The sequence below is a fragment of the Acinetobacter sp. YH12211 genome, from assembly GCF_013418015.1.
GTDB lineage: Bacteria > Pseudomonadota > Gammaproteobacteria > Pseudomonadales > Moraxellaceae > Acinetobacter > Acinetobacter towneri.
The window spans coordinates 116,917-138,890 of sequence record NZ_VPCW01000006.1; the positions used below are offsets into that span (position 1 = coordinate 116,917).

Consider the following 21,974-nt stretch of genomic DNA (forward strand, 5'->3'; position numbering starts at 1 on the left):
GAAAAAAGTTCGGTTTGCAGTATATTTCTGCTTTTGTCATCAATATTTCATGAATTTGAGATCAAAGCGAAATCATAAATTTCTATGTTGAGCGCTCAAGAAAAATAAAAGGAATATTCATGAACATTCGCTTAACTCGCCGAGAGTTGATTCAAAAAAGTTTGGCTGGTTTTGGGGCGTTGTCATTGCCAGTCGCATTAACTGCATGTGGTGATGACAATGAAAATACAGCAGAAAATGCATTAAAGGTGCAGTTTTTGCATGGTGTCGCCAGTGGTGATCCGCTGCATGACCGTATCATTTTATGGACACGTGTAACGCCAAGTGATACAGCAGCGCGCATTGAAGTGGTTTGGGAAATTGCTAGCGATGAGGTGTTTAAGCAATTAGTAAACACAGGCAAAGTACAAACCAGTGCAGCGCAAGATTTTACTGTAAAGGTCGATGCAGATCGTTTGCAGACAGGGACTAAATATTATTACCGTTTCCGCTTTGGTAATACGGTTTCTGCTATAGGACAGACCAAAACCTTGCCACAACGCAGCGATCAAGTGAAATTTGCGGTCTGTTCTTGCTCGAACTATCCCGCAGGTTATTTTCATGTGTATAAAGAAATTGCACAGGAAAACAATCTGGATGTGATTATTCACTTGGGTGATTATATTTATGAATATGGACAAGGTGGCTACGCGACTGACGATGCAAAACAGTTAGGACGTACCTTTGCTGCAGACAATGATAAAGAAATTATCAAGTTAGATGATTATCGTAAACGTTATGCTTTATATCGTACCGATGCTGATTTGCAGACTGCTCACCAACGCCATCCATTTATTGTCATTTGGGATGACCATGAACTCAGTAATGATACTTGGGAAGCGGGTGCAGATAATCATCAAGAAGGTGAAGGCAGCTTTATAGAACGTAAAATTGCCGCATTACAGGCTTATTTCGAGTGGATGCCAATTCGTCCAGTTGCAGAAAATGATCATTTGAATATTTATCGCCAGTTTGATTTTGGTGGTTTGGTGAATTTGATGATGCTGGATACGCGTATTTTGGCGCGTCATAAGCAATTAGATTATGCTAACTATATGACGGCAGAAGGTATTGATGCTGCTAAATTTCAGGCAGATTTATTTAGTGATCAACGCACATTGATGGGTGGAGTTCAACGAGAATGGTTGCAAAAGCAGTTGGGGCAGTCTAAGGCTACTTGGAATGTTTTGGCTCAACAAGTGTTGATGGCGAAAATACTGATTCCACAAGAACTGTTATTGCCTTTAGCGAAAATCACCAATGGTGATCAGCAACCTGAAACACTTGCACAAATGAAGCAGAAAATTACAGAATTGGTCACGCTGAAATTGCGTTTAAAAGCGAATGATCCAACTTTGACAGCAGTAGATAAGTCACGTTTGTATGCGGTTGCACCTTATAACCTCGATGCTTGGGATGGTTATGCCTACGAGCGAGAAGTTGTGTATGGGACATTGCAGCAACTTGGGAAAAAAGCAGTGGTGTTGGCAGGTGATACTCACAATGCTTGGGCTGCAACCTTGCATACACATGAAACAAATCATGAGGTTGGGTTGGAATTCGCGACCAGCTCGGTATCATCGCCCGGAATTGAGTATTACTTAAATGTGCCTGCAGACGAAATGGCAGCCTTGGAATATGCCTTTCAAGAACTGATTGATGAACTAGATTATTGCAACTTAAATCAACGTGGTTATTTAACGGTGACTTTTGATCGTGCGCAAGTGGTTGCAGATTGGAAGTTTATAGATACGGTTAAGGCACGTGAATACAAACTCGATGATACGCGTGGTCATCAACAGAAGTATGGTGTAGACTTAAAACCAATCATTGATGTCGCTAAAACTGCTTAAAATTGGTGTGATATTTACAGAAAACCGAGTCTAAGTTGCTCGGTTTTTTTTGATGATTAAGCGGAGGTTTTTAATCGAGTTTATCTTGAATATAACTGTCTAAATCTATGTATTTAATGCTTTTACATAAATTGTGTTCAACCTGCATCAGTTGTTGATGTAACTGAATTGCATGTTGATATTGCTGATTCAATTGGGCAAAACGAGGGCTATTTTTATTGGAAAAATACATCCGATATTGAATTTTAGCAGCTTGACGATATGACCAATACGCAGCACGGCGAAATTGCGTTAAGCAATATTTTTGTTCAAGGCTTATGTGGTCACGGAACATATTCTCTTTATAGAAACGTACAAAACCAAAACTGATGCAGAAAAAGAATAAAATCCCTTGCAGAATTGCACTCTGAAAATAGGCGAAATTTACCGCTTGTAGCAGAATCAATACTGCTATTTTTATGGTGGCATGTTGCTGTAGTTGATACCACGATGCCGAACTGTGTTTAACTTGATACAACACATAAGATAGAAGCAGCATAAAACCTAACATGATGGCTAAAATCGCCAATGCCTTGGCTTGAAAGGCATCGTACTGCGGTGCAAAGTTTTGAATCCCGTGCGCCAGACTGATTGAAATAGGAATAAAAATCAGGCAGGCCAAGACCCATGGAATCATTTCTTTCCAATCATCCAGCATGCCTTTGCTTTGAATAAAACCATAAAACAAAATATTTCTTTTAAATGCAGCAGGGTATTGTTGCTGTAATTGCTGCACATAAAGCAGTGCTTGTTGGGGCTTCATAGGCAGGTCATACAGAGAAATGAATATGGATAGGAGAGGGCTAAATCGCAGGCATAAAAAAACCAGCTAAATGCTGGGTTCTTTACTTGCACCATTTTAATGTGTTTTAAAATGGTGCCCGAGGCCAGACTCGAACTGGCACGCTTTGTGGGCGGGGGATTTTAAATCCCCTGTGTCTACCGATTTCACCACTCGGGCATAGTTTTACAAGATTGGAGGCGGAGGTCGGAATCGAACCGGCGTCCACGGAGTTGCAGTCCGCTGCATGACCACTCTGCCACCCCGCCACGTCTTGTTGATGCGTATATTAGCAAGCTCTGAAAAAAAAACAATACTATTAAATGAGCAGATGCACATTAATTCGACATATAGAATAAAATAGTCTAAATAATCATGTATTATTTGCAAAATTGATTCATATCAACATTTGGAGATGTGCCGTGGCATTAATTTTAGACGGTCGTGCATTGGCAAAACAAATTGAAGCTGATCTGTTAACACGTGTAGAAGCGTTAAAAGCAAAATCAGGTCGTACCCCAATTCTAGCGACTATTTTGGTCGGTGATGACGGTGCATCTGCAACTTATGTACGCATGAAGGGCAATGCTTGCCGTCGTGTGGGCATGGATTCTTTAAAAGTAGAATTGCCAACAGAAACCACCACAGAACAATTATTGGCAGAAATTGAAAAATTGAATGCCAATCCTGATGTGCATGGTATTTTGTTGCAACACCCAGTTCCTGCGCAAATTGATGAGCGTGCTTGTTTTGATGCGATTTCACTTGCAAAAGACGTAGATGGTGTGACCTGTTTAGGTTATGGTCGTATGGCAATGGGCGAAGCTGCATATGGTTCTGCAACACCTGCAGGCATTATGACCATTCTTAAAGAAAAAAACATTGAAATTGCAGGCAAACATGCCGTTGTTGTGGGGCGTTCGGCAATTTTAGGTAAACCAATGGCTGCGATGCTTCTTGAAGCCAATGCAACAGTAACCATTTGCCATTCACGTACCCAAGATCTTGCAAGTTTTGTGAAACAAGCGGACATTATTGTTGGTGCGGTTGGTAAAGCTGAATTGATTCAAAAAGACTGGATCAAACCAGGCGCTGTGGTTGTTGATGCAGGCTTCCATCCACGTGATGGCGGTGGTGTTGGTGATATCCAATTGCAAGGCATTGAAGAGATTGCTTCTGCATATACGCCTGTACCAGGTGGCGTTGGCCCAATGACGATTACAACTTTGATTCGTCAAACGGTTGAAGCGGCTGAGAAAGCGTTAGGTTGATGAAGACCTCTCCCTAACCCTCTCTTGCGCTTCAATTTAAAAGCAGTGCTTTAAATTTTGCTCAGGAGAGGGGAAATTCATTGTGAAAATAATGGATGCTCCTTCTCTTGCGCCGTATACGGCTCAGGGAGAAGGCTGGGATGAGGGCTTAAAAATTCTCTCCCTAACTCTCCTAAAAAAGAGTGGGGAATTCATTGTAAAAATAATGAATGCCCCCTCTCCTTTAAAAAAGCAGAGGGAACTTTTTAAATTAGAACGAATAAAAATCCAATGAGCTGTACCTTTCAATTTCCTAAAGCCCCTGAACATCTTTTAGATGCTTTACATGATGTAATTCCAAATTGTGAATTACTGGCACAGCAATTGCCTGAAACGCCTATTTCACTTTGGCTTATTCCACCAGTATTTCCTACCGACAAGCTAGATGATGAAGTGATTCGTCGTATTTGGAATGATACGCCGTACTGGATTTTCTGTTGGGCTTCAGGACTTGCAATGGCGCAATGGTTATTGGCAGAACCGCAGCAAGTAAAAAATAAAGTCGTTTTAGACTTTGGTGCAGGTTCGGGCGTGGTGGCGATTGCTGCAAAAATGGCAGGTGCCAAACGGGTAATTTGTTGTGATATTGACCCCATTAGCCTTGCAGCCTGTCGAGCCAATGCTGAATTGAATGATGTGGTGCTTGAATATTTAGATGATCTATACAAAGCAGAACAAGTGGATGTATTGTTGGCTGCCGATGTACTTTATGATCAATGCAATCGCTTTTTTTTAGATGAGTTCTTAAAGTTCGCCCCAGAAGTTTGGGTGGCAGACAGCCGAGTGAAAAACTTTAGTCATCCACAATATATAAAAATAGATGAACGCAGCGCGACCACATGGCCAGATTTGGATGAAGCCAAAGAGTTCCGTAATGTGAGTTTTTATAAGACGCGATAACTCATCACGTCTTATAGGAAGCCAGTTTTGTGGCGCGAATTAATTGCAGCTATAACGCACAATGCGCAGTGTGCTTGGGCGAGCATCTAAGGCCTGACGTGTAGCATAGTTTTCACTGCTATGTAGCTCAGGTGTGTTCGATAAGCCAATAGAGGTGCGGCTTTGCCCAAGTTGGCGACCATACGGGTCTTGTTGGTTGGCTGCAGGATTCACCACTTCATTAATACTTAAAATCCGCAATTGATAAGTTTTATGCGCACCAAGTTCTTTTTGGCAGGCACGCTGTAATTTACTTTCATCGCGCTGTTGGTTTTGACGTCCTGCAAGAGTGTAGGCTAATACTGCGTTGCGATCAGTTTTGCTTTCGACTTTATAGCCAATAAAACTATTCTCGTTTTGCTCAGGCAAACTTTGACAAGCGGATAAACCTAACCCAAGTCCCGTCATAGCCAAAATAATCATTGTATTCTTCATGGTTTTATTCATGATCATGTCTCATGTTTTGATGTCATTTCATTCTTGTTTTAAGTATGCCATAGCTGAGTGGACAAAGCATGGCTTTGTTGGTGATGTGGTAGGCTGTCTATATTGGGGGTGATAAGTGTGTTTTGATGATGTCATGTTTTTACCTTGAATCTTCGTATTATTTAGTATTTACACATCAGCGGGGGATGTTGAAGCTGGAATGTTGATGTTTTTAGCAACTAAAATATTAGGGCAATAAAAAAGGTCACCGAAGTGACCTTTTCTTAGCAATCAGCGTTGAATTACGCAGATTTAACCGCTTCAAGTAAAGCAGCTTGACGTGCTTTCAATGCAGCAGGTAGGCGCTCACCAAGTTTGTTGAATAACTCAGTGTGGCTTTCTAACTCTTTGATCCACTGTTCTTTGTCTTGCGCTGTAACAGTTTCAAATTGTTCTTTAGTGAAATCTAAACCAGTCCAGTTCAATTGTTCATAAGTCGGAACGCGACCAATTGGTGTTTCAACTGCATCTGCACGACCTTCGCAACGATCAATGATCCACTCAAGAACACGCATGTTTTGACCAAAACCAGGCCATACGAAGTTGCCTTCTGCATCACGACGGAACCAGTTTACGTTGTAAATACCTGGTAATTTGTTGCCTGCAGCTTTTGCTTTTTCGCCAACTTTCTCACCCATTTCTAACCAGTGAGAGAAGTAGTCTGCCATGTTGTAACCAGCAAATGGAAGCATTGCAAATGGGTCGCGGCGTACAATACCTTGTTGACCAACGGCTGCTGCAGTAGTTTCAGAACCCATCGTTGCTGCTTTATATACGCCATCTACCCAGTCAAATGCTTCTGAAATTAGAGGCACTGTGTCTGCACGACGACCACCGAAGATGAACGCTGAAATTGGAACACCTGCTGGATTTTCCCAGTCAGCATCGATAGAAGGGCATTGACCTGCTGCAACAGTGAAGCGCGCATTTGGATGAGCTGCTTTTTCTGCGCCAGTGTGTGGTTGACCTTTCCAGTTGGTTAGGTTTGTAGGAACTTCTTTAGATAGACCTTCCCACCATACTTCGCCGTTGTCAGTCACAGCAACGTTGGTATAAATCACGTCTTTGTGCAGAGTTGCCATACAGTTCGGGTTAGTCTTGGTGTTTGTACCAGGAGCAACACCGAAGAAACCAGCTTCTGGGTTAATTGCATATAAGCGACCATCTTCACCTGGTTTGATCCAAGCAATATCGTCACCTACAGTTTCAATTTTCCAGCCTTCGTAACCTGCAGGTGGAATTAACATCGCAAAGTTGGTTTTACCACATGCAGAAGGGAATGCTGCAGCGATGTAGTGTTTTTCGCCTTGTGGATTGGTCACGCCTAAAATAAGCATGTGTTCTGCTAACCAGCCTTGTTCACGGCCCATTGCAGAAGCAATACGAAGCGCTAAGCATTTTTTACCCAATAATGCGTTACCGCCGTAACCAGAACCATACGACCAGATTTCACGAGTTTCTGGATAATGTACGATGTATTTTTCTTTGTTACATGGCCAAGCAACGTCTTTTTCGCCTTCAGCCAATGGTGCGCCCACAGTGTGTACGCAAGGAACAAATTCGCCATCTGTGCCCAATACGTCATAAACAGCTTTACCCATACGAGCCATTTTAGACATGCTGACAGCAACATAAGGAGAGTCAGTTAATTCAATACCGATGTGCGCAATGTGGCTACCTAATGGGCCCATAGAGAATGGAACCACATACATGGTACGACCAGCCATTGAACCGTCGAATAAACCGTTTAATTTAGCGCGCATTTCAGCTGGCGCTTCCCAGTTGTTCGTCGCACCAGCATCTTCTTTGTTTTCAGAGCAGATGTAAGTACGGTCTTCAACACGAGCAACGTCAGAAGGATCTGAATTTGCAAGGTACGAACCAGGGTGTTTTTCTTGGTTTAATGCTTGCATGGTGCCGTTAGCGATCATCAAGTCGATTAGACGTTGATATTCTTCTGCGCTACCGTCACACCATTCAATTTTTGCTGGTTTCGTTAACTTTGCAATTTCTTCAACCCATGCAATAAGCTTAGGGTGACGAACGAATTCTGGTGCGTTCACTTGGGTCATGGTGAGGCCTATCTTAAATGTGTACAAGTCGTGTACAAAGTACAATCTGAACGATGGGGTACATGGTTCAGATGAAATATGAAAAAAAAGTGGCTGTATTAAAGCACAAAATCATAAAAAAAATAAGACTTAGGCATGATTTGGCTTTCTGATAAAAAAGTTTGGATAAATTAATAATACTGTATATTAAACATATGCTTACATTTTTTGGTTGCTGCATTTTTTATTATTTAAATATTTGATGGACATTATTTATTTAAATTATTTTTATATAATTCAATGTGTTGAGTTGGGATTTTTTGATCGGTTTGTCATTGATTTAATGAATGGTCATCATTTGAATTTTACATAAAGCTGCTTTTCATTCCGTATCAATTGACTGAAATTAGAACAAAAGCTTTAAAAAATGGCACAGAGGTTTATGCAGCTACAGCCCTTATCGATTGTTTATAATCAAAAATCTGGATTTCATGCTAATCATAAAGACGATATTTATGAAGAGTTGTTGCACGTTTTATCGCAGCATGGCTTCGAAATTCAATCTTTTGATATTGGGGCGAGTACGGGCTTTGATGCGTTAATGCAACAGGTGTTAGCACGGCATCAAGCAGCGCAGTTAAGCGGTGTTGTGGTTGCAGCGGGTGGAGATGGTACTTTAAATGCGGTTGCTGCAAAGTTAAAAGGGACATCTATCCCCATGGGTATTTTGCCTTTGGGCACGTTTAATTATGTAGCGCGCTTACTGAATATTCCGCTAGATTTAATTGAAGCAGCGCATGTCATCGCAACTGGCAGTACGCGTGCTGTGCATGTGGCACAAATCAATCAACACATCTATTTAAATAATGCCAGTTTGGGTTTATACCCTTTATTTATTCAAAAACGTGAGCGTTATAACCGTTATTTAGGACGCTTTCCTTTACATGCCTACACCTCGGCTTTAGATGTACTGCTGCGTGACCGTAAAGAATTAAAATTAGAAATTGAGGTCGATACAAAGCGCTATCCGCTGAAAACGCCGCTCATTTTCTTTGGGAATAATCAATTGCAACTGTCTGAAATGAATTTACGTATTGCCAAAGCTGCTGCAGCAGGCAAAGTCGCAGGTGTTGCCGTGGCAAAGTCTGATAAATTGACTTTGTTTAAAATTCTGTGGCAATTAATTCAGGGGAAGGCTGAGCAAGCCAATGATATGTACAGTTTTGCAGCAGAGCAGGTGGTCATTCATAGTAAACGCCCACAACTGACCGTGGCGCTTGATGGAGAAATTGTCAAAATGCGTCCGCCGCTGCGTATTTCAGTATTGAAAAATGCATTAAAGATTAAGGTGCCACATGCTGCTGCATCTGTCTGATTTGCACTTTGGCACTGAAAATGTGGCTTGTATGCAGGCAGTGCAACAACTGTGTGCCAGTATGCGACCTGAAGCGGTCGTGGTCAGTGGAGATTTAACCCAACGTGCACGCTACGCACAATTTTATGCCTGTAAGCATTTTTTAGACAGTTTGAATTTACCGTATTTGGTTGTGCCAGGTAATCACGATATTCCGCTATATCACCTTTGGAATCGTTTTTTTAGTCCGTTTGCACGGTATCAGCTATTTTTTGGCCGTATGGAAACAATTTTGGAAACTGCCCATTTTTATGTGATAGGGGTGAACAGTATTCGGCGACGTTTTCATACTCGTGGGCATATTTCTTTGAATCAAATTCAGGAGATCGACGCCTTATTGCAAATTGCGCCCAGCAATAAGTTAAAAATTTTGGTGGCGCATCAGCCGTTCTATACACCGCCCGATAATGTGCACGGTATTAAAGATTGTCCTGTGTTGGGACGTATTGCGTTGGAGCAATGGAGTAAAAACGGCTTGCATGCCTTGCTACATGGTCATTTACACCAGCCTGCTGTATATGACCTCAATCAAATCTATGCACTTGGTGCAGCACATCCTGTACTCGATATTCATGCAGGAACTGCAATTTCACAGCGTTTGCATCAAGGTATGCCGAATAGCTTAAATATAGTCTGCAATAATGGTGATGTGCAGCATTACATCTATGATGTAGAACAAAAACAATTCGTGTTGTGGCTGCAAAACACAGAATAAAAGGTTGATCCACTCAACTTGTCTAAAAAAACAACAAAAACTGAAATATTTTTAGCGTTTCCCCTTGAAGCGAATTTTTCCATCCCCACAACTGTGTCATCTAAAATTTATTTTGATGATGACACATGGAATAAATAAGTCGTCATCAGGAATCTATACATAGACTTAGTCTGATGGAGTTATTTATGAGCAACATTCGTCCATTACATGACCGCGTAGTTATTCGTCGTGTTGAAGAAGAAACAAAAACAGCTGGCGGTATTTTGCTTCCAGGTTCTGCTGCAGAAAAACCAGCTCAAGGTGAAGTGATTGCAGTAGGTAATGGTCAAATCACAGACAATGGCGTGCGCGCTTTAGACGTTAAAGTGGGCGACAAAGTCTTGTTTGGTACGTATGCAGGCACCACAGTTAAAGTAGACGGTGAAGAACTTCTTATTATGAAAGAGTCTGACATTTTAGCGGTACTTGAAGGCTAATTTCAGCGCTCATTATTCAAAGTCAATTTGAACATTATTTAAAAATATTTGGAGTCAAACATGTCAGCAAAAGACGTAAAATTTGGTGATTCAGCCCGCACAAAAATGATTGCAGGCGTAAACATCCTTGCAGATGCAGTGAAAGTAACGTTAGGTCCTAAAGGCCGTAACGTAGTGATTGACCGTTCTTTCGGTGCACCGCACATCACTAAAGATGGTGTATCTGTTGCTAAAGAAATCACCCTAAAAGATAAATTTGAAAACATGGGTGCACAGTTGGTTCGTGAAGTGTCGAGTAAAACCAACGACATCGCAGGTGACGGTACAACAACTGCAACTGTACTTGCACAAGCGATTTTGAATGAAGGCATCAAATCTGTAACTGCGGGCATGAACCCAATGGATTTGAAACGTGGTATCGACATTGCTGTAAAAGCAGTGGTTGAAAACATTAAAGCGACGGCTAAACCTGCATCAGATACTAAAGCAATTGAACAAGTCGGTTCGATTTCTGCAAACTCTGATACGACTGTAGGTAAGTTAATTGCAGAAGCAATGGAGCGTGTGGGCAAAGAAGGCGTGATTACCGTTGAAGAAGGTTCAGGCTTTGAAGACTCACTAGACGTTGTAGAAGGTATGCAGTTTGATCGTGGTTATATCTCACCATACTTTGCCAACAAACAAGATACTTTAACTGCTGAACTTGAAAACCCATTCATTTTGTTGGTAGACAAAAAAGTGGGCAACATTCGTGAATTAATCACAGTGCTAGAAGCGGTTGCGAAAACAGGTAAGCCATTATTGATTATCGCTGAAGATGTAGAAGGCGAAGCGTTGGCAACACTTGTTGTAAACAACATGCGCGGCATTATTAAAGTATGTGCGGTGAAAGCGCCTGGTTTTGGTGATCGTCGTAAAGCAATGCTTCAAGATATCGCAATCTTGACAGGTGCAACTGTGATTTCTGAAGAAATTGGTATGTCTTTGGAGCAAACTTCACTAGAGCATTTGGGAACTGCACACAAAGTCACAGTATCTAAAGAAAACACCGTGATTGTGGATGGTGCAGGCAATGCAGGTCAAATTGCTGAGCGCGTACAACAAATCCGTGCGCAAATTGAAGAATCAACTTCAGAATACGACAAAGAAAAACTTCAGGAACGTGTTGCTAAATTAGCGGGCGGTGTTGCAGTGATCAAAATTGGTGCGGCAACTGAAGTTGAAATGAAAGAGAAAAAAGACCGTGTAGATGACGCACTTCACGCAACTCGTGCTGCGGTTGAAGAAGGTGTTGTTGCAGGTGGTGGTGTTGCGTTAGTACGCGCAGCGAAAGCACTTGACGGTGTAACTGGTGCAAATGACGATCAAAATGTCGGAATTAACATTTTACGTCGTGCAATTGAAGCGCCTCTTCGTCAAATTGTGGCAAACGCAGGCGATGAGCCATCTGTAGTGATCAATGCAGTGAAGAGCGGTGAAGGTAACTACGGTTATAACGCTGCAACTTCTGAATATGGCGATATGCTTGAAATGGGTATTCTTGACCCTGCAAAAGTAACACGTTCTGCGCTTGAGCATGCTGCATCTGTTGCGGGCTTAATGTTGACGACTGAATGTATGATCACTGAAATCCCAGAAGAAAAACCAGCAATGCCTGACATGGGCGGAATGGGTGGTATGGGCGGCATGATGTAATTATCAGCGTACCCAAACTTCAAAAACCTCGTATCGTCAGATACGGGGTTTTTTTATGACGTGGTTTTTATAATTCAGAGTTTGCACGCATGAAAAAGCAAAACTGCCTAGCCATTTTCCATTTATTTATTAAATGCGTGATATGTATTTAAACTGCTTTTTTTTGTGAATAAAACCCACTATGCTACTTGGAATAATAAGAAAAACAAATGATTAAATAAGTGTAATGCAGGCTGGAGTAGGCATAAAGGGGATAAAAATGGATAACCGAGAACACGAAATTATAGGCAGTATTTATGATGCCGCTGTAGATGTGAATTTATGGCCGCAAGTAATTGAAAAAATTGTTCAATATACAGACAGTAAAACCGCCATTTTTACTGCCTTAGATCAATTTAGCCCAAGTTACGATTTTTTATTTAGTCACAATATTCCAGATGAAGCTTTGCATGCCTATCGTGATGAGCGGATTCGCGTGATTGACATGCAGTTACACCGAGTATTGTGGGAAAATTCGGGTGTGGGGCAAGTAGCGAGCTCGGATTTATCGCATTATGGGGAAAACCCTGAAAGTGATGAATATATCTTTTATGAACGCTGTTTGAATCCGACGGGAATTAGTTATATCTCGGCTGTTTTGCTCGATCAGGGTTCACACCGCTGGGCGGTATTAGGTTTACACCGAGCACCTGATGCAGCGCCGTATCAACAAAAAGAATTAGATTTTTTAAAATATTTAGGGGTGCATTTGCGCCGTGCATTGCAGATTCACCGTCAAATCAGTTTAGTGCAACAAGATAATCTCGGCTTATATCATTTATTGGATCATTTAAAAACGGGCATTATTTTGCTTGATCACAACCTCAGATTAAATTATTGCAATCCTTTGGCACAGCGCATGATGGAGCAAGGTTCTTGTCTAGATTTGGACTTGCATAACCGTTTAAAGACCAATATTGGTGATCAAAGCCGTTTAGATCAGTTATTAAGCTCGGCTTTGTTGGGAAGGTCTGTAACCAATACCGATGTGGGTGGTGTTTTGGCATTGTCGGATCAAAAAGGGCGGCAATTGATGCTGACCGTAGTACCATTTTCACACTTAAAAAATGTACAACAGCAGGACGTAGGACAACACCATGTTGCAGTACTAATGACCGATAAAAACCAGCATTACACTTTATCTAAAGCGTATTTACAGCAATCTTATCAGTTATCTAAACGTGAATTTGAGTTGTGTGAGTTGTTGGTCAATGGCTATAAATTGGAAGAAATAGCAGAACATTGTGGAGTTACGCTCAGTTCCGTGCGCACTTATTTTAAAAATATTTATGAAAAAACCCAATGCAACTCGCAAATTGAACTCATGCATTTATTAATGGGCTGTACCATTCATTTTGAGCATATCGGTTAAAGCTGCCTAAATTTGATTAGGCAGCTTTATCGTGTTTAATTGCTACGTTGTAGAGTGACAGGGTCTTCACCTTGAGGATGTAAGGTCAAGCTTGTACCTGAAATACTATAAGTTGCATTCACTTTACTGCCATCCGAAGTGTCATGTAATCCACCGCAACCGTTGGTGTCATATAACACTTCTGTTACGGCAAGTGTATTGGATGTTATTGAATATTTACCATATTCAATTCCTGGGTTATCGCAATCACCTTCGGTGTCTAACAAGAAATAGAATCCTGTGTCAAAGAAAGCAAACAAGTGAGTTTGATTAAATTGCCAAGTGCCAACTAGACCTGATGATTGTTTTACTTTAGTTAAAATATAGGTGCTATTACTTCCTACATCAGTCAGCACTAGATCTGTGCCATTATAACTTAGGCGGTGGTGACCATCATTGTCAGGATGTGAAAGCCCGTAGTCACCGTTTGTATCTATGGAAATTACAGGGTTCAGCGCTGAAGTTAAAGCATTCCAATTTAGTCGTCCTATTTCAATACCAGGTTGCCCCGTTACATCAGCTTCATCTGCTTCACCTAGCGCATAACGTCCATCGGGTAAAATATGTAATAAAACAGCAGATGTGTTGGTGCGTCCAATTTCCCAAGTTCCAGCAATATCTTTATAGAATTGGCTTGCGCTACTTGTGGTAGTACCTTCTATATTGGGTCTTGTGAGTATAAATGTACCTTCATTTGGTTCGTGGAGTGTAAGTGATGTCGTATTAACCGTGACTGGTAGACCTGAGCTTGAGCTTGCACTATTGTCAGATAAGCCTGCACAGCCATTTGTATCGATCAGGATATTATCTACGAATAACTTTCCATCTTGAACACGATATTTACCATATTCGATACCTGGTCCACCACAAGGCGTTTCTCCAACTTCCACTTGATCGTCCCCAACAGCATCAACCATGATATAGGTATTATTATCCGGATTGAAAACAAATAGTTGCTTGCCTGAACTTGAGTTCCAAGCACCTGCAATGCTCGAATTGTTTTGAGGGACTTTAGTAAATGTTGCACTTTCATTAGGGTTTTGAGCTTCAGAAATTTTTAACTGTGTACCATCAAATGATATTTTCATATCACGTGTTTTTCCAGAATCAGTTAAGCCCCAATCTTCATTTGTATCAATTGAAGATTGCGCCCATAAATCTCCAGCAACAGCATTTACCGATAACTCACCGTACTCCATGCCATTCGCACTATCAGATGGTGAGCTAACAATAGGTTCGCCAATCAGGTATTTCCCGTCTGAGGTTACTTGAAGTACGATTTCTGATTCAGCATTTTTTGCGTACCAAACCCCAACGATATCTTTGAGGAGTGTTTTGTTAAAGTTAGCTTGTGCTTCTGTTGCGCTAACTACGACTTTATCTTTAAAAACTTCTATTGTTTGTAGAACAGGTTGAAAGCTTGTAATAAATTCTGTTGTTGGTTTAGAGAAGTCAATTGAGTTTGCAGGGAGTTGACTCACTGAGTCAGGGATTTGAATACCATCGTCATGATCACCCTCAGAATCTAAAGATTGTAAAAAAATAAGTAAATTTGTTCGTGTTGTTACATCATCGGCTAACTCCACAGGGGTAATACGATCAGCACCAGTTACTGTGCCAATTTCAATATTTCCGATATGGAAAGTGATTTCATCACCTTCTTGATATTCAAACTCCCCTTGAGCATTTGTACGTTTAGAGACACCATTAATTGTATAAGTTGCACCACTCACAGGCCCATCGGTCAGTACGCCAGTTTTTGTGGTGTTTGATGGTGGGGGAGCAGAACTACCAGAATCATTGTCTGAACCACCACATGCACTGAGTAAGCCTGCTAAAGTTAAGCATAATAAGGTTTTTTTCATCATGAATTCCTTGTCATCCAAATTGTTATGTCAGAAGTATAGAAATAAGATGAATCTAGGAGCTATCCCAAAATTGGGAGGTCAAATACAAAATCTGTGAGAAAAAATGAAGACCAATCAATATTTTTGTGACAAAACTAGATTTTTTGATATGCAGTCATCGAAGTTCTATTTTGCTGTGTTAATTTGAAAAACGGTTTCAAGTTTTTTTGATGATCTTCATCCACTTGATTCATTTCATATTTAAATATCAACATTGCCATCTATAAGTGATCCAGTTTTATGTTGTCTAAATTTTTTATTGAACGTCCTATTTTTGCAGGTGTGCTCGCCATTGTGGTGATGGCACTCGGGATTTTTTCAGTATTAAATTTACCTGTAGAACGCTACCCAGACATTGCACCACCTCGTATCACCGTCAGCGCAACGTATACAGGAGCTTCGGCAGAAACTGTTGAAGAAAGCGTCACACAGGTTTTGGAACAGCAAATTAAAGGCTTAGATCACTTACTGTATTTCAGTTCTAGCAGTGATTCTTCAGGACGAAGTCGCATCAGCATTAGCTTTGAAAATGGTACCAACCCCGATACCGCACAAGTCCAGGTACAAAATGCGATTAATGGCGCAATTAACCGCTTACCTGAAGATGTGCAGCGTCAGGGGGTAAATGTCTTTAAATCATTGGGTGATACCCACATGGTCATTGGGCTGTACGATGCCACAGGCAAAAGCAGCAATATTGCATTGTCTGACTATATGATGAGTCATTTAGAGCAAGAGTTGGCACGCATTGAAGGTGTGGGTGAGGTCGATGTTTTTGGTGCGCAATATGCAATGCGGATTTGGCTGAATCCGATAAAGTTAAAACAATATGTGCTGATGCCAAGTGATGTACGTGCTGCGGTATTGGCACAAAATACTCAAGTTGCAGCAGGGGCAATTGGTGAATTACCCACAGCACAAGAACAATATCTCAATGCCAAAGTCACCTCAGGTTCACGCTTAAAAACGGTAGAAGAATTTGAAAATATTATTTTAAAAGCAGATCAGGCAGGTGGCTTTGTTTATTTAAAAGATGTGGCACGTATTGAACTTGGTGCAGAAAATTATCAAAGCTTTAATACCATTAATGGTTTTCCATCGGCAGGGATGGGGATTTCATTATCTTCTGGTGCCAATGCGTTACAAACTTCAGCCTTAATTCAAAAACAAATTGAGCATTTAAAACAACAATTGCCCGAAGGTTACCAAATTGTCTATCCACGCGATAACACACCTTTCGTGCAGGAATCAATTAAAGAAGTGGTGAAAACTTTAATTGAAGCGGTAATTTTAGTCGTCATTGTGATGTTCTTGTTTTTACAAAACTGGCGCGCGACGCTCATTCCTACCGTAACCGTGCCTGTAGTGATTTTAGGCACCATGGCCGTGTTACAACTGTTTGACATGAGTATTAACACGCTGACATTATTCGCTTTGGTCTTAGCCATTGGTTTATTGGTGGATGATGCGATTGTCGTGGTCGAAAACGTCGAGCGTTTAATGCACGAACAGCAGCTCTCGGCTAAACAGGCATCCATCGCATCAATGCAGGAAATTAGCGGTGCTTTGGTCGGCATTACCTTAGTTTTGACCGCAGTATTTATTCCTATGGCATTTTTTGGTGGTTCGACTGGAGTAATTTATCGCCAGTTTTCTATCACCTTAGTGACTGCGATGGCGCTGTCTTTAGGTGTGGCCTTAATTTTAACGCCTGCTTTGTGTGCTTTGATTTTAAAACCCAATCCACAACCAGCCCAATGGGCCATCTGGTTTAATCAAAAACTGGAACGCTTAAAACAACACTATCTCAAATTATCAGGCTGGACGATTCAGCATAAAGCGGTGTGTCTGGTTATTTTTGCAGGCTTACTGACGGTTTTTGCTTTGTTTTACCGTGCCCTACCTACCAGTTTTATCCCGAATGAAGATCAGGGCATGTTGTCGGTGCAATTTAAATTACAGGAAGGTGCGCCGTTGTCTAAAAGTCGTGAAGTGGGCGAAAGCATACGTGAATACTTTATGCAGCATGAAGCCCACAATGTTGATTTGGTGATGATTCGTTATGGACGTAATTTTTCGGGAACAGGGCAGAATTTAGGGCAGGGTTTTATTGCGCTAAAACATTGGGATGAGCGTCAAGGGCAACAGCATACCGCACAAGCTATTCGTGAACGTGCTATGCAGCATTTTCGACAGCATCCCAATGCACAAATTACCATTGGCATGCCCGCAGCAGTTCGTGGTTTGGGGCAAACCGATGGCTTAGAGTTCTGGATGCGCGATGTGAATGGTACAGGACGCGATTTTTTAATTCAGCAATTTCAAAATTTACAGCAGCAAGCCGCTCAATATCAAAGCTTTAAAAATTTAGATCAACGTGCCAATCCTGAAAAAGCGGAGTTAAACGTCACGATTGATCAGAAACAGGCGATGGCAGCAGGTTTAAATCAAACGGCTATTAACAGTACCTTAGCGGCAGCTTGGGGCGGTAGTTATATCAACGACTTTATTGACCGTGGTCGAATTAAACGTGTGATTATGCAGGGTGATGCCGAATTTCGTGGTAAACCTGAAGATTTGAATCAATGGTCGGTACGCAGTCAGCAAAATCAAATGGTACCTTTTAGCCAGTTTGCTCAACTCAGTTGGAGCGGTGGGCCAGAAGTCGTCAATCGTTTTATGGGGTATAGCGCCGTGCAAATGGAAGCCGATACTGCCGAAGGATATAGCTCAGGGCAGGCGATGCGTGATTTAGAACAGATGGTGGCACAGCAGCAGGGCATTGACTTGGCATGGAGTGGGTTGTCTTTTGAAGAAAATCAGTCCAGCAATCAGGCTTTGTTACTGTATTTGGTTTCCATCGGGTTTATTTTCTTATGCCTTGCTGCCTTGTATGAAAGTTGGAGTATTCCAACAGCCGTGATGAGTGCCATTCCTTTAGGAATTGGTGGAAATATTATTTTCAGCTATTTGGCAGGTTTCCCGAACGACATTTATTTCCAAATTGCCTTGCTTACCACCATTGGTTTGTCATGTAAAAATGCCATTTTAATTGTGGAGTTTGCTTCGGCTGCGCAGCAACAAGGCAAACAGGTGATTCAAGCCGCTTTAGAAGGTGCAAGCTTACGGCTCAGACCTATTTTAATGACCTCATTGGCATTTGGTGCAGGTATTTTGCCGCTAGTATTTGCCTTTGGTGCAGGTGCAGCAAGCCGTCAGGAAATTGGGGTGAGTGTTTTAGGTGGAGTTATTTTTGGCACAATTTTAGTGCTTGTTTTTATTCCGTTTATGTATGTGCTGGTTCGTTCTATATTTCAAGTGAATCGTTCATCACCCATAAACTAAAGATGTTTTTTATTAGGCACTTAGCAAAATTATAGGCTATGATATGAAACGCTAAAAATCTTGTATAAATCTACAGATTTTCGGGTTTTTAAGGGTTGGTTTGGGCTGAGAAACTTTGCCCATTCTTCATTTTACGTTTTGGAATGATGGAGTGGGTGAGATTAATGACCAATCTGCACGCTGAACAGTTAGAACAAGCCTTGCAATTACATCAGTCAAGTACAGTGCGCAGCTTGATCGATGGTATCAACCCTGCCGATTTAGCCGACTTAATGCAGCACTTGAGTCTGAAAGCACAGCTGAGTTTAATTGAACAAATTGACAGTGCTGCCTTGGTGATGGAGTTTTTACCACTGCATTCGCAACATCAAATTGCAGAGGCGATGGCACCGCAGCAATTGGTCAAACTGATTTCAGCCATGCATTCAGATGACCGCACCGACTTATTTAAGTTACTTTCTCCGCATTTACAGCGTTTTGTCAGCTTACACATTACGGAAGAAAAACGCGCACAGATTCAGACTTTAGCGCGATATCCTGAAGAATCTGCGGGCGCGATTATGAGTTCGGATTTCGTGGTGCTCTCACCAGAACTGAACATGCAGCAAGCCATAGATGAATTACGCAGAATGACCACAGATCGGGAAACTTTGTACCTGATTTATATTGTCGATGAACTGATGAAACTATTGGGGGTGATTTCTTTAAGAGAAATAATTCAAAACCCGCCTGAACAGAAAATTAAAAATGTGATGCGCACAGATTTAGTCACTGGTTTAGTGACAGAAGATCAGGAAAGTATCGCGCAAAAACTCAGCCATTATGATTTTTTGGCCTTACCGATTGTAGATGATGCACAGCATTTACTGGGGATTGTCACCTATGATGATGCGATGGACGTGGTACAGGCAGAAACTACAGAAGACTTTTTAAAATCAAGTGCGGTAGCGTCTTCACCTGGCATGAGTATAAAAACTGCGCCAATTTTATTTTTATATCGCAAACGTGTGTTTTGGTTGGTGATTTTGGTATTTGGCAGTTTATTGTCTGGAATTGGCATTGCGCATTATGAAGACACTATTGCAGCACATATTGTACTGGTTTTTTTCTTGCCGCTTTTGGTCGGTAGTGGTGGTAATGCGGGTTCTCAGTCTGCGACCTTAATGGTACGGGCACTGGCTACAGGTGATGTGCAATTTAAAGATTGGCTGCATTTACTCGGACGTGAAAGTTTGGTGGCGCTATGTTTGGGTGGAACTATGGCTTTTGCGGTTTCAATTTTAGGCTATTACCGTGGCGATATGATGGTGTCTGTGGTATTGGCACTGAGTATGCTAGGCATTGTGCTGATGGGCTGTTTAATTGGCATGAGTTTGCCTTTTATTTTGCATCGCCTGAAACTAGACCCTGCCAGTGCCTCTGCGCCTTTGGTAACCTCGATTTGTGATGCAACGGGCGTGGTGGTGTACTTATTTATTGCTTCACAGTTGTTACTTTAAACACTGTCGGTGATGATGACTTATTCAAGACCTCATCTTAAACTTTTTTGCATTGATCAAAATTCTGTTTATAAAATCATAACAGACCTGAGTAAAAAACTGCTTTATTCTCAAGTAGATTGCATTTACCCAACGATACGTTTTCTATGCCAGAACCTGCATCTTCAAAAAAACTTAGCCAGCAAGAGGTGATTCGCTTAGAGCGCGATTTAGCCAAGTTTGCCAATATGATGGATTCTGTGGTGCGTATTCCATTTACCAAGCAGGGCGTGGGAGCAGATGCCGCATTAGGCACTGTACCTGTCGCGGGGGATGTCGCAGGTTTTGCACTGACCTGTTATGCGATTTATAAAGCCAAACAAATTGGTGTACCACAAACCAAACTCACTCCCGTGATTAAACTTGCTGTGATGGATGCAGTAGTTGGTTTTGTGCCAATTGTCGGCACAGTATTTGATGTATTTATTCGTCCAAGCCGTAAAGCTTTAGATGTAGTGCATACGCATATCCGTGAAGAATATCAGATTCACAGTGAGCATCATGTGGTACATCCTTTTTTACATGAGCGATTGGAACGTAAACAGCAGCAGTCAGCATTTTGGCGTAATCCTGTAGTGGCATGGCTGTGGCTACATTTGCCTGATTTGCTTGGTGTGATTTTTCTTATTTTCTTTATTTGGGCAGCATGGCTCGGTGCAAGTTGGTTGTGGCACTGGTCACAAAGTTTTGCTGTTTAAATGAACCTGTTTAAAGTACAAAACCATCTGGCAGATCTAATTTACAGACATGAAAAAAGCTTCCCTGAGGAAGCTTTTTGGTGTCGCTGTTACAATATCTTGCTAGCAGTATTAAGGTAAATTTAATTGCTGTAAAGCTGCAACACGTTGTTCAATGCTTGGGTGAGTTTGGAATAACGCTGCCAAGCTAAAACCTTCTTCTTTACCTGCAGAAATCGCAAAAGCTTTCATTTCTTTTGGCATTGCATCAGGCATTTCAGATTCTGCCTGTAAACGTAATAATGCAGAAATCATGGCTTGCTTACCTGCCAAACGTGCACCTGCTTCATCGGCACGGTATTCACGTTGACGCGAGAACCACATCACGATTGAAGAGGCCAAAATACCAAATACGATATCCAGTACAATGGTAATTGCAAAATAAGCCAAGCCAGGTGCTTCGCCGTCTTCACGACCAAATACGTTACGGTCAATGAAGTCACCTGCAACACGGGCAAAGAACATGACGAATGCGTTGACCACACCTTGAATGAGTGCCAAGGTCACCATGTCGCCATTGGCAACGTGACCAATTTCGTGTGCCAAAACTGCTCGTAATTCATCTTTGTTCATACGCTCAAGCAGCCCTGTAGATACAGCCACTAAAGCATCGTTTTTATTCCAACCTGTTGCAAAAGCATTCGATTGGTAAGAAGGGAAAATACCCACTTCTGGCATTTTGATACCAGCACGTTGCGACAACTGCGCAACTTCATTTAATAACCACGCTTCAGCTTGGTTACGAGGTGCATTCGGGTCAATTAATTCAGTCCCAGTTGTTTTTTTCGCCATCCATTTAGACATGAATAGTGAAATTAAAGAGCCAACCATACCAAAGACAAAACAGATGACCAACAGGTTGCCTAGGTTTAAGCCACCCGCGCCATGGTAACTACCGACACCGAAGAGTGACAAAATTATGCCAGCTACAACCAGTACCGCGAGGTTGGTTAGCAAGAACAAACCAATCCGCATCATTGAGTAAATCCTCTTATATTAAAAATGTAATCTGATTTATTAATAAACCATGCCGTAAATATGCGGTGTATGTATTAAAAATTCAAGAAAAAATCTCTGTACACGACAAAAATAGATAACTCATTGAAATAATGTCACAATAATTGTTTTCTAACGACGAATACTATGACACATCTCAATGAGTTATATCTTATCTTAAACAAATCTCTAAAATGGAACAA

Annotated in this window: 16 protein-coding genes and 2 tRNA genes; 11 read left to right on the top strand and 7 right to left on the bottom strand. The window is 41.5% G+C overall.

Annotated features, from left to right (window positions below; genetic code table 11):
- Positions 1-119: 119 nt before the first annotated feature.
- The gene (locus FTU98_RS05200) at positions 120-1,892 is read left to right on the top strand and encodes an alkaline phosphatase (RefSeq protein WP_180050640.1); all 1,773 of its coding nucleotides are present in this window, start codon (positions 120-122) and stop codon (positions 1,890-1,892) included.
- Between the two features lie 70 nt (positions 1,893-1,962).
- On the opposite strand, the gene FTU98_RS05205 is transcribed toward FTU98_RS05200, so the two are convergent.
- The 3 genes from FTU98_RS05205 to FTU98_RS05215 form a co-directional block, all read right to left on the bottom strand.
- Positions 1,963-2,694, bottom strand: a complete 732-nt coding sequence (locus FTU98_RS05205) for a hypothetical protein (protein ID WP_180050643.1) — start codon at positions 2,692-2,694, stop codon at positions 1,963-1,965.
- Positions 2,695-2,806: 112 nt separating this feature from the next.
- Positions 2,807-2,892: transfer RNA gene (locus FTU98_RS05210), tRNA-Leu, on the bottom strand.
- 15 nt (positions 2,893-2,907) lie between these two features.
- A tRNA-Cys gene (locus FTU98_RS05215) sits at positions 2,908-2,981 on the bottom strand.
- 153 nt (positions 2,982-3,134) lie between these two features.
- On the opposite strand from FTU98_RS05215, the gene folD reads away from it, so the two are divergent.
- Both folD and FTU98_RS05225 read left to right on the top strand, forming a co-directional pair.
- Entirely contained in the window at positions 3,135-3,983 is an 849-nt protein-coding gene (gene folD / locus FTU98_RS05220; protein ID WP_004972142.1) for a bifunctional methylenetetrahydrofolate dehydrogenase/methenyltetrahydrofolate cyclohydrolase FolD, read from the top strand.
- 270 nt (positions 3,984-4,253) lie between these two features.
- Complete coding sequence (locus FTU98_RS05225) at positions 4,254-4,922, top strand: methyltransferase (RefSeq protein WP_004972140.1); 669 nt, start codon at positions 4,254-4,256, stop codon at positions 4,920-4,922.
- A gap of 39 nt (positions 4,923-4,961) precedes the next feature.
- On the opposite strand, the gene FTU98_RS05230 is transcribed toward FTU98_RS05225, so the two are convergent.
- Entirely contained in the window at positions 4,962-5,396 is a 435-nt protein-coding gene (locus FTU98_RS05230) for a hypothetical protein (protein ID WP_131260784.1), read from the bottom strand.
- A gap of 293 nt (positions 5,397-5,689) precedes the next feature.
- Positions 5,690-7,519: a phosphoenolpyruvate carboxykinase (GTP) gene (locus FTU98_RS05235; protein WP_179991142.1), complete on the bottom strand. Its 1,830-nt coding sequence runs from the start codon at positions 7,517-7,519 to the stop codon at positions 5,690-5,692.
- A 421-nt stretch (positions 7,520-7,940) separates the two neighbouring features.
- Between FTU98_RS05235 and FTU98_RS05240 the strand changes: the two genes are divergently transcribed.
- The 5 genes from FTU98_RS05240 to FTU98_RS05260 all read left to right on the top strand — a co-directional run bounded on the left by FTU98_RS05240 (position 7,941) and on the right by FTU98_RS05260 (position 13,209).
- Positions 7,941-8,873: a diacylglycerol kinase family protein gene (locus FTU98_RS05240; RefSeq protein WP_257220020.1), complete on the top strand. Its 933-nt coding sequence runs from the start codon at positions 7,941-7,943 to the stop codon at positions 8,871-8,873.
- Entirely contained in the window at positions 8,854-9,627 is a 774-nt protein-coding gene (locus tag FTU98_RS05245) for a metallophosphoesterase (protein WP_179991140.1), read from the top strand. The genes FTU98_RS05240 and FTU98_RS05245 overlap by 20 nt, the downstream gene beginning before the upstream one ends.
- A gap of 185 nt (positions 9,628-9,812) precedes the next feature.
- The gene (gene groES / locus FTU98_RS05250) at positions 9,813-10,103 is read left to right on the top strand and encodes a co-chaperone GroES (protein ID WP_004972131.1); all 291 of its coding nucleotides are present in this window, start codon (positions 9,813-9,815) and stop codon (positions 10,101-10,103) included.
- Positions 10,104-10,163: 60 nt separating this feature from the next.
- The gene (gene groL / locus FTU98_RS05255; protein ID WP_168418833.1) at positions 10,164-11,798 is read left to right on the top strand and encodes a chaperonin GroEL; all 1,635 of its coding nucleotides are present in this window, start codon (positions 10,164-10,166) and stop codon (positions 11,796-11,798) included.
- A 259-nt stretch (positions 11,799-12,057) separates the two neighbouring features.
- Positions 12,058-13,209, top strand: coding sequence for a LuxR C-terminal-related transcriptional regulator (locus FTU98_RS05260; RefSeq protein ID WP_179991139.1), 1,152 nt, complete (start codon positions 12,058-12,060; stop codon positions 13,207-13,209).
- A 35-nt stretch (positions 13,210-13,244) separates the two neighbouring features.
- On the opposite strand, the gene FTU98_RS13935 is transcribed toward FTU98_RS05260, so the two are convergent.
- A complete protein-coding gene (locus tag FTU98_RS13935) occupies positions 13,245-15,113 on the bottom strand; it encodes a hypothetical protein (protein WP_257220021.1) in 1,869 nt (622 codons plus the stop codon).
- Between the two features lie 282 nt (positions 15,114-15,395).
- On the opposite strand from FTU98_RS13935, the gene FTU98_RS05270 reads away from it, so the two are divergent.
- From FTU98_RS05270 to FTU98_RS05280, 3 genes are all read left to right on the top strand, one after another.
- On the top strand, positions 15,396-18,500 hold the full coding sequence (locus tag FTU98_RS05270) for a multidrug efflux RND transporter permease subunit (RefSeq protein WP_180050645.1): 3,105 nt from the start codon (positions 15,396-15,398) through the stop codon (positions 18,498-18,500).
- Positions 18,501-18,664: 164 nt separating this feature from the next.
- Positions 18,665-19,999, top strand: coding sequence for a magnesium transporter (gene mgtE / locus FTU98_RS05275; protein ID WP_179988559.1), 1,335 nt, complete (start codon positions 18,665-18,667; stop codon positions 19,997-19,999).
- Between the two features lie 146 nt (positions 20,000-20,145).
- Positions 20,146-20,736 carry a DUF4112 domain-containing protein gene (locus FTU98_RS05280; RefSeq protein ID WP_004972119.1) on the top strand — a complete coding sequence of 197 codons (591 nt, stop codon included), beginning with the start codon at positions 20,146-20,148 and terminating at the stop codon, positions 20,734-20,736.
- Between the two features lie 111 nt (positions 20,737-20,847).
- Here the strand turns inward: FTU98_RS05280 and htpX are convergent, their stop codons facing one another.
- On the bottom strand, positions 20,848-21,753 hold the full coding sequence (gene htpX / locus FTU98_RS05285) for a protease HtpX (RefSeq protein WP_004972117.1): 906 nt from the start codon (positions 21,751-21,753) through the stop codon (positions 20,848-20,850).
- Positions 21,754-21,974 lie beyond the last annotated feature (221 nt).

Coding starts and splice junctions, on each gene's coding strand:
- FTU98_RS05200 (WP_180050640.1), top strand. CDS start 120: ATGAACATTCGCTTAACTCGCCGAGAGTTGATTCAAAAAAGTTTGGCT.
- FTU98_RS05205 (WP_180050643.1), bottom strand. CDS start 2,694: ATGAAGCCCCAACAAGCACTGCTTTATGTGCAGCAATTACAGCAACAA.
- FTU98_RS05225 (WP_004972140.1), top strand. CDS start 4,254: ATGAGCTGTACCTTTCAATTTCCTAAAGCCCCTGAACATCTTTTAGAT.
- FTU98_RS05230 (WP_131260784.1), bottom strand. CDS start 5,396: ATGAAGAATACAATGATTATTTTGGCTATGACGGGACTTGGGTTAGGT.
- FTU98_RS05235 (WP_179991142.1), bottom strand. CDS start 7,519: ATGACCCAAGTGAACGCACCAGAATTCGTTCGTCACCCTAAGCTTATT.
- FTU98_RS05240 (WP_257220020.1), top strand. CDS start 7,941: ATGCAGCTACAGCCCTTATCGATTGTTTATAATCAAAAATCTGGATTT.
- FTU98_RS05245 (WP_179991140.1), top strand. CDS start 8,854: ATGCTGCTGCATCTGTCTGATTTGCACTTTGGCACTGAAAATGTGGCT.
- groES (WP_004972131.1), top strand. CDS start 9,813: ATGAGCAACATTCGTCCATTACATGACCGCGTAGTTATTCGTCGTGTT.
- groL (WP_168418833.1), top strand. CDS start 10,164: ATGTCAGCAAAAGACGTAAAATTTGGTGATTCAGCCCGCACAAAAATG.
- FTU98_RS05260 (WP_179991139.1), top strand. CDS start 12,058: ATGGATAACCGAGAACACGAAATTATAGGCAGTATTTATGATGCCGCT.
- FTU98_RS13935 (WP_257220021.1), bottom strand. CDS start 15,113: ATGAAAAAAACCTTATTATGCTTAACTTTAGCAGGCTTACTCAGTGCA.
- FTU98_RS05270 (WP_180050645.1), top strand. CDS start 15,396: ATGTTGTCTAAATTTTTTATTGAACGTCCTATTTTTGCAGGTGTGCTC.
- mgtE (WP_179988559.1), top strand. CDS start 18,665: ATGACCAATCTGCACGCTGAACAGTTAGAACAAGCCTTGCAATTACAT.
- FTU98_RS05280 (WP_004972119.1), top strand. CDS start 20,146: ATGCCAGAACCTGCATCTTCAAAAAAACTTAGCCAGCAAGAGGTGATT.
- htpX (WP_004972117.1), bottom strand. CDS start 21,753: ATGATGCGGATTGGTTTGTTCTTGCTAACCAACCTCGCGGTACTGGTT.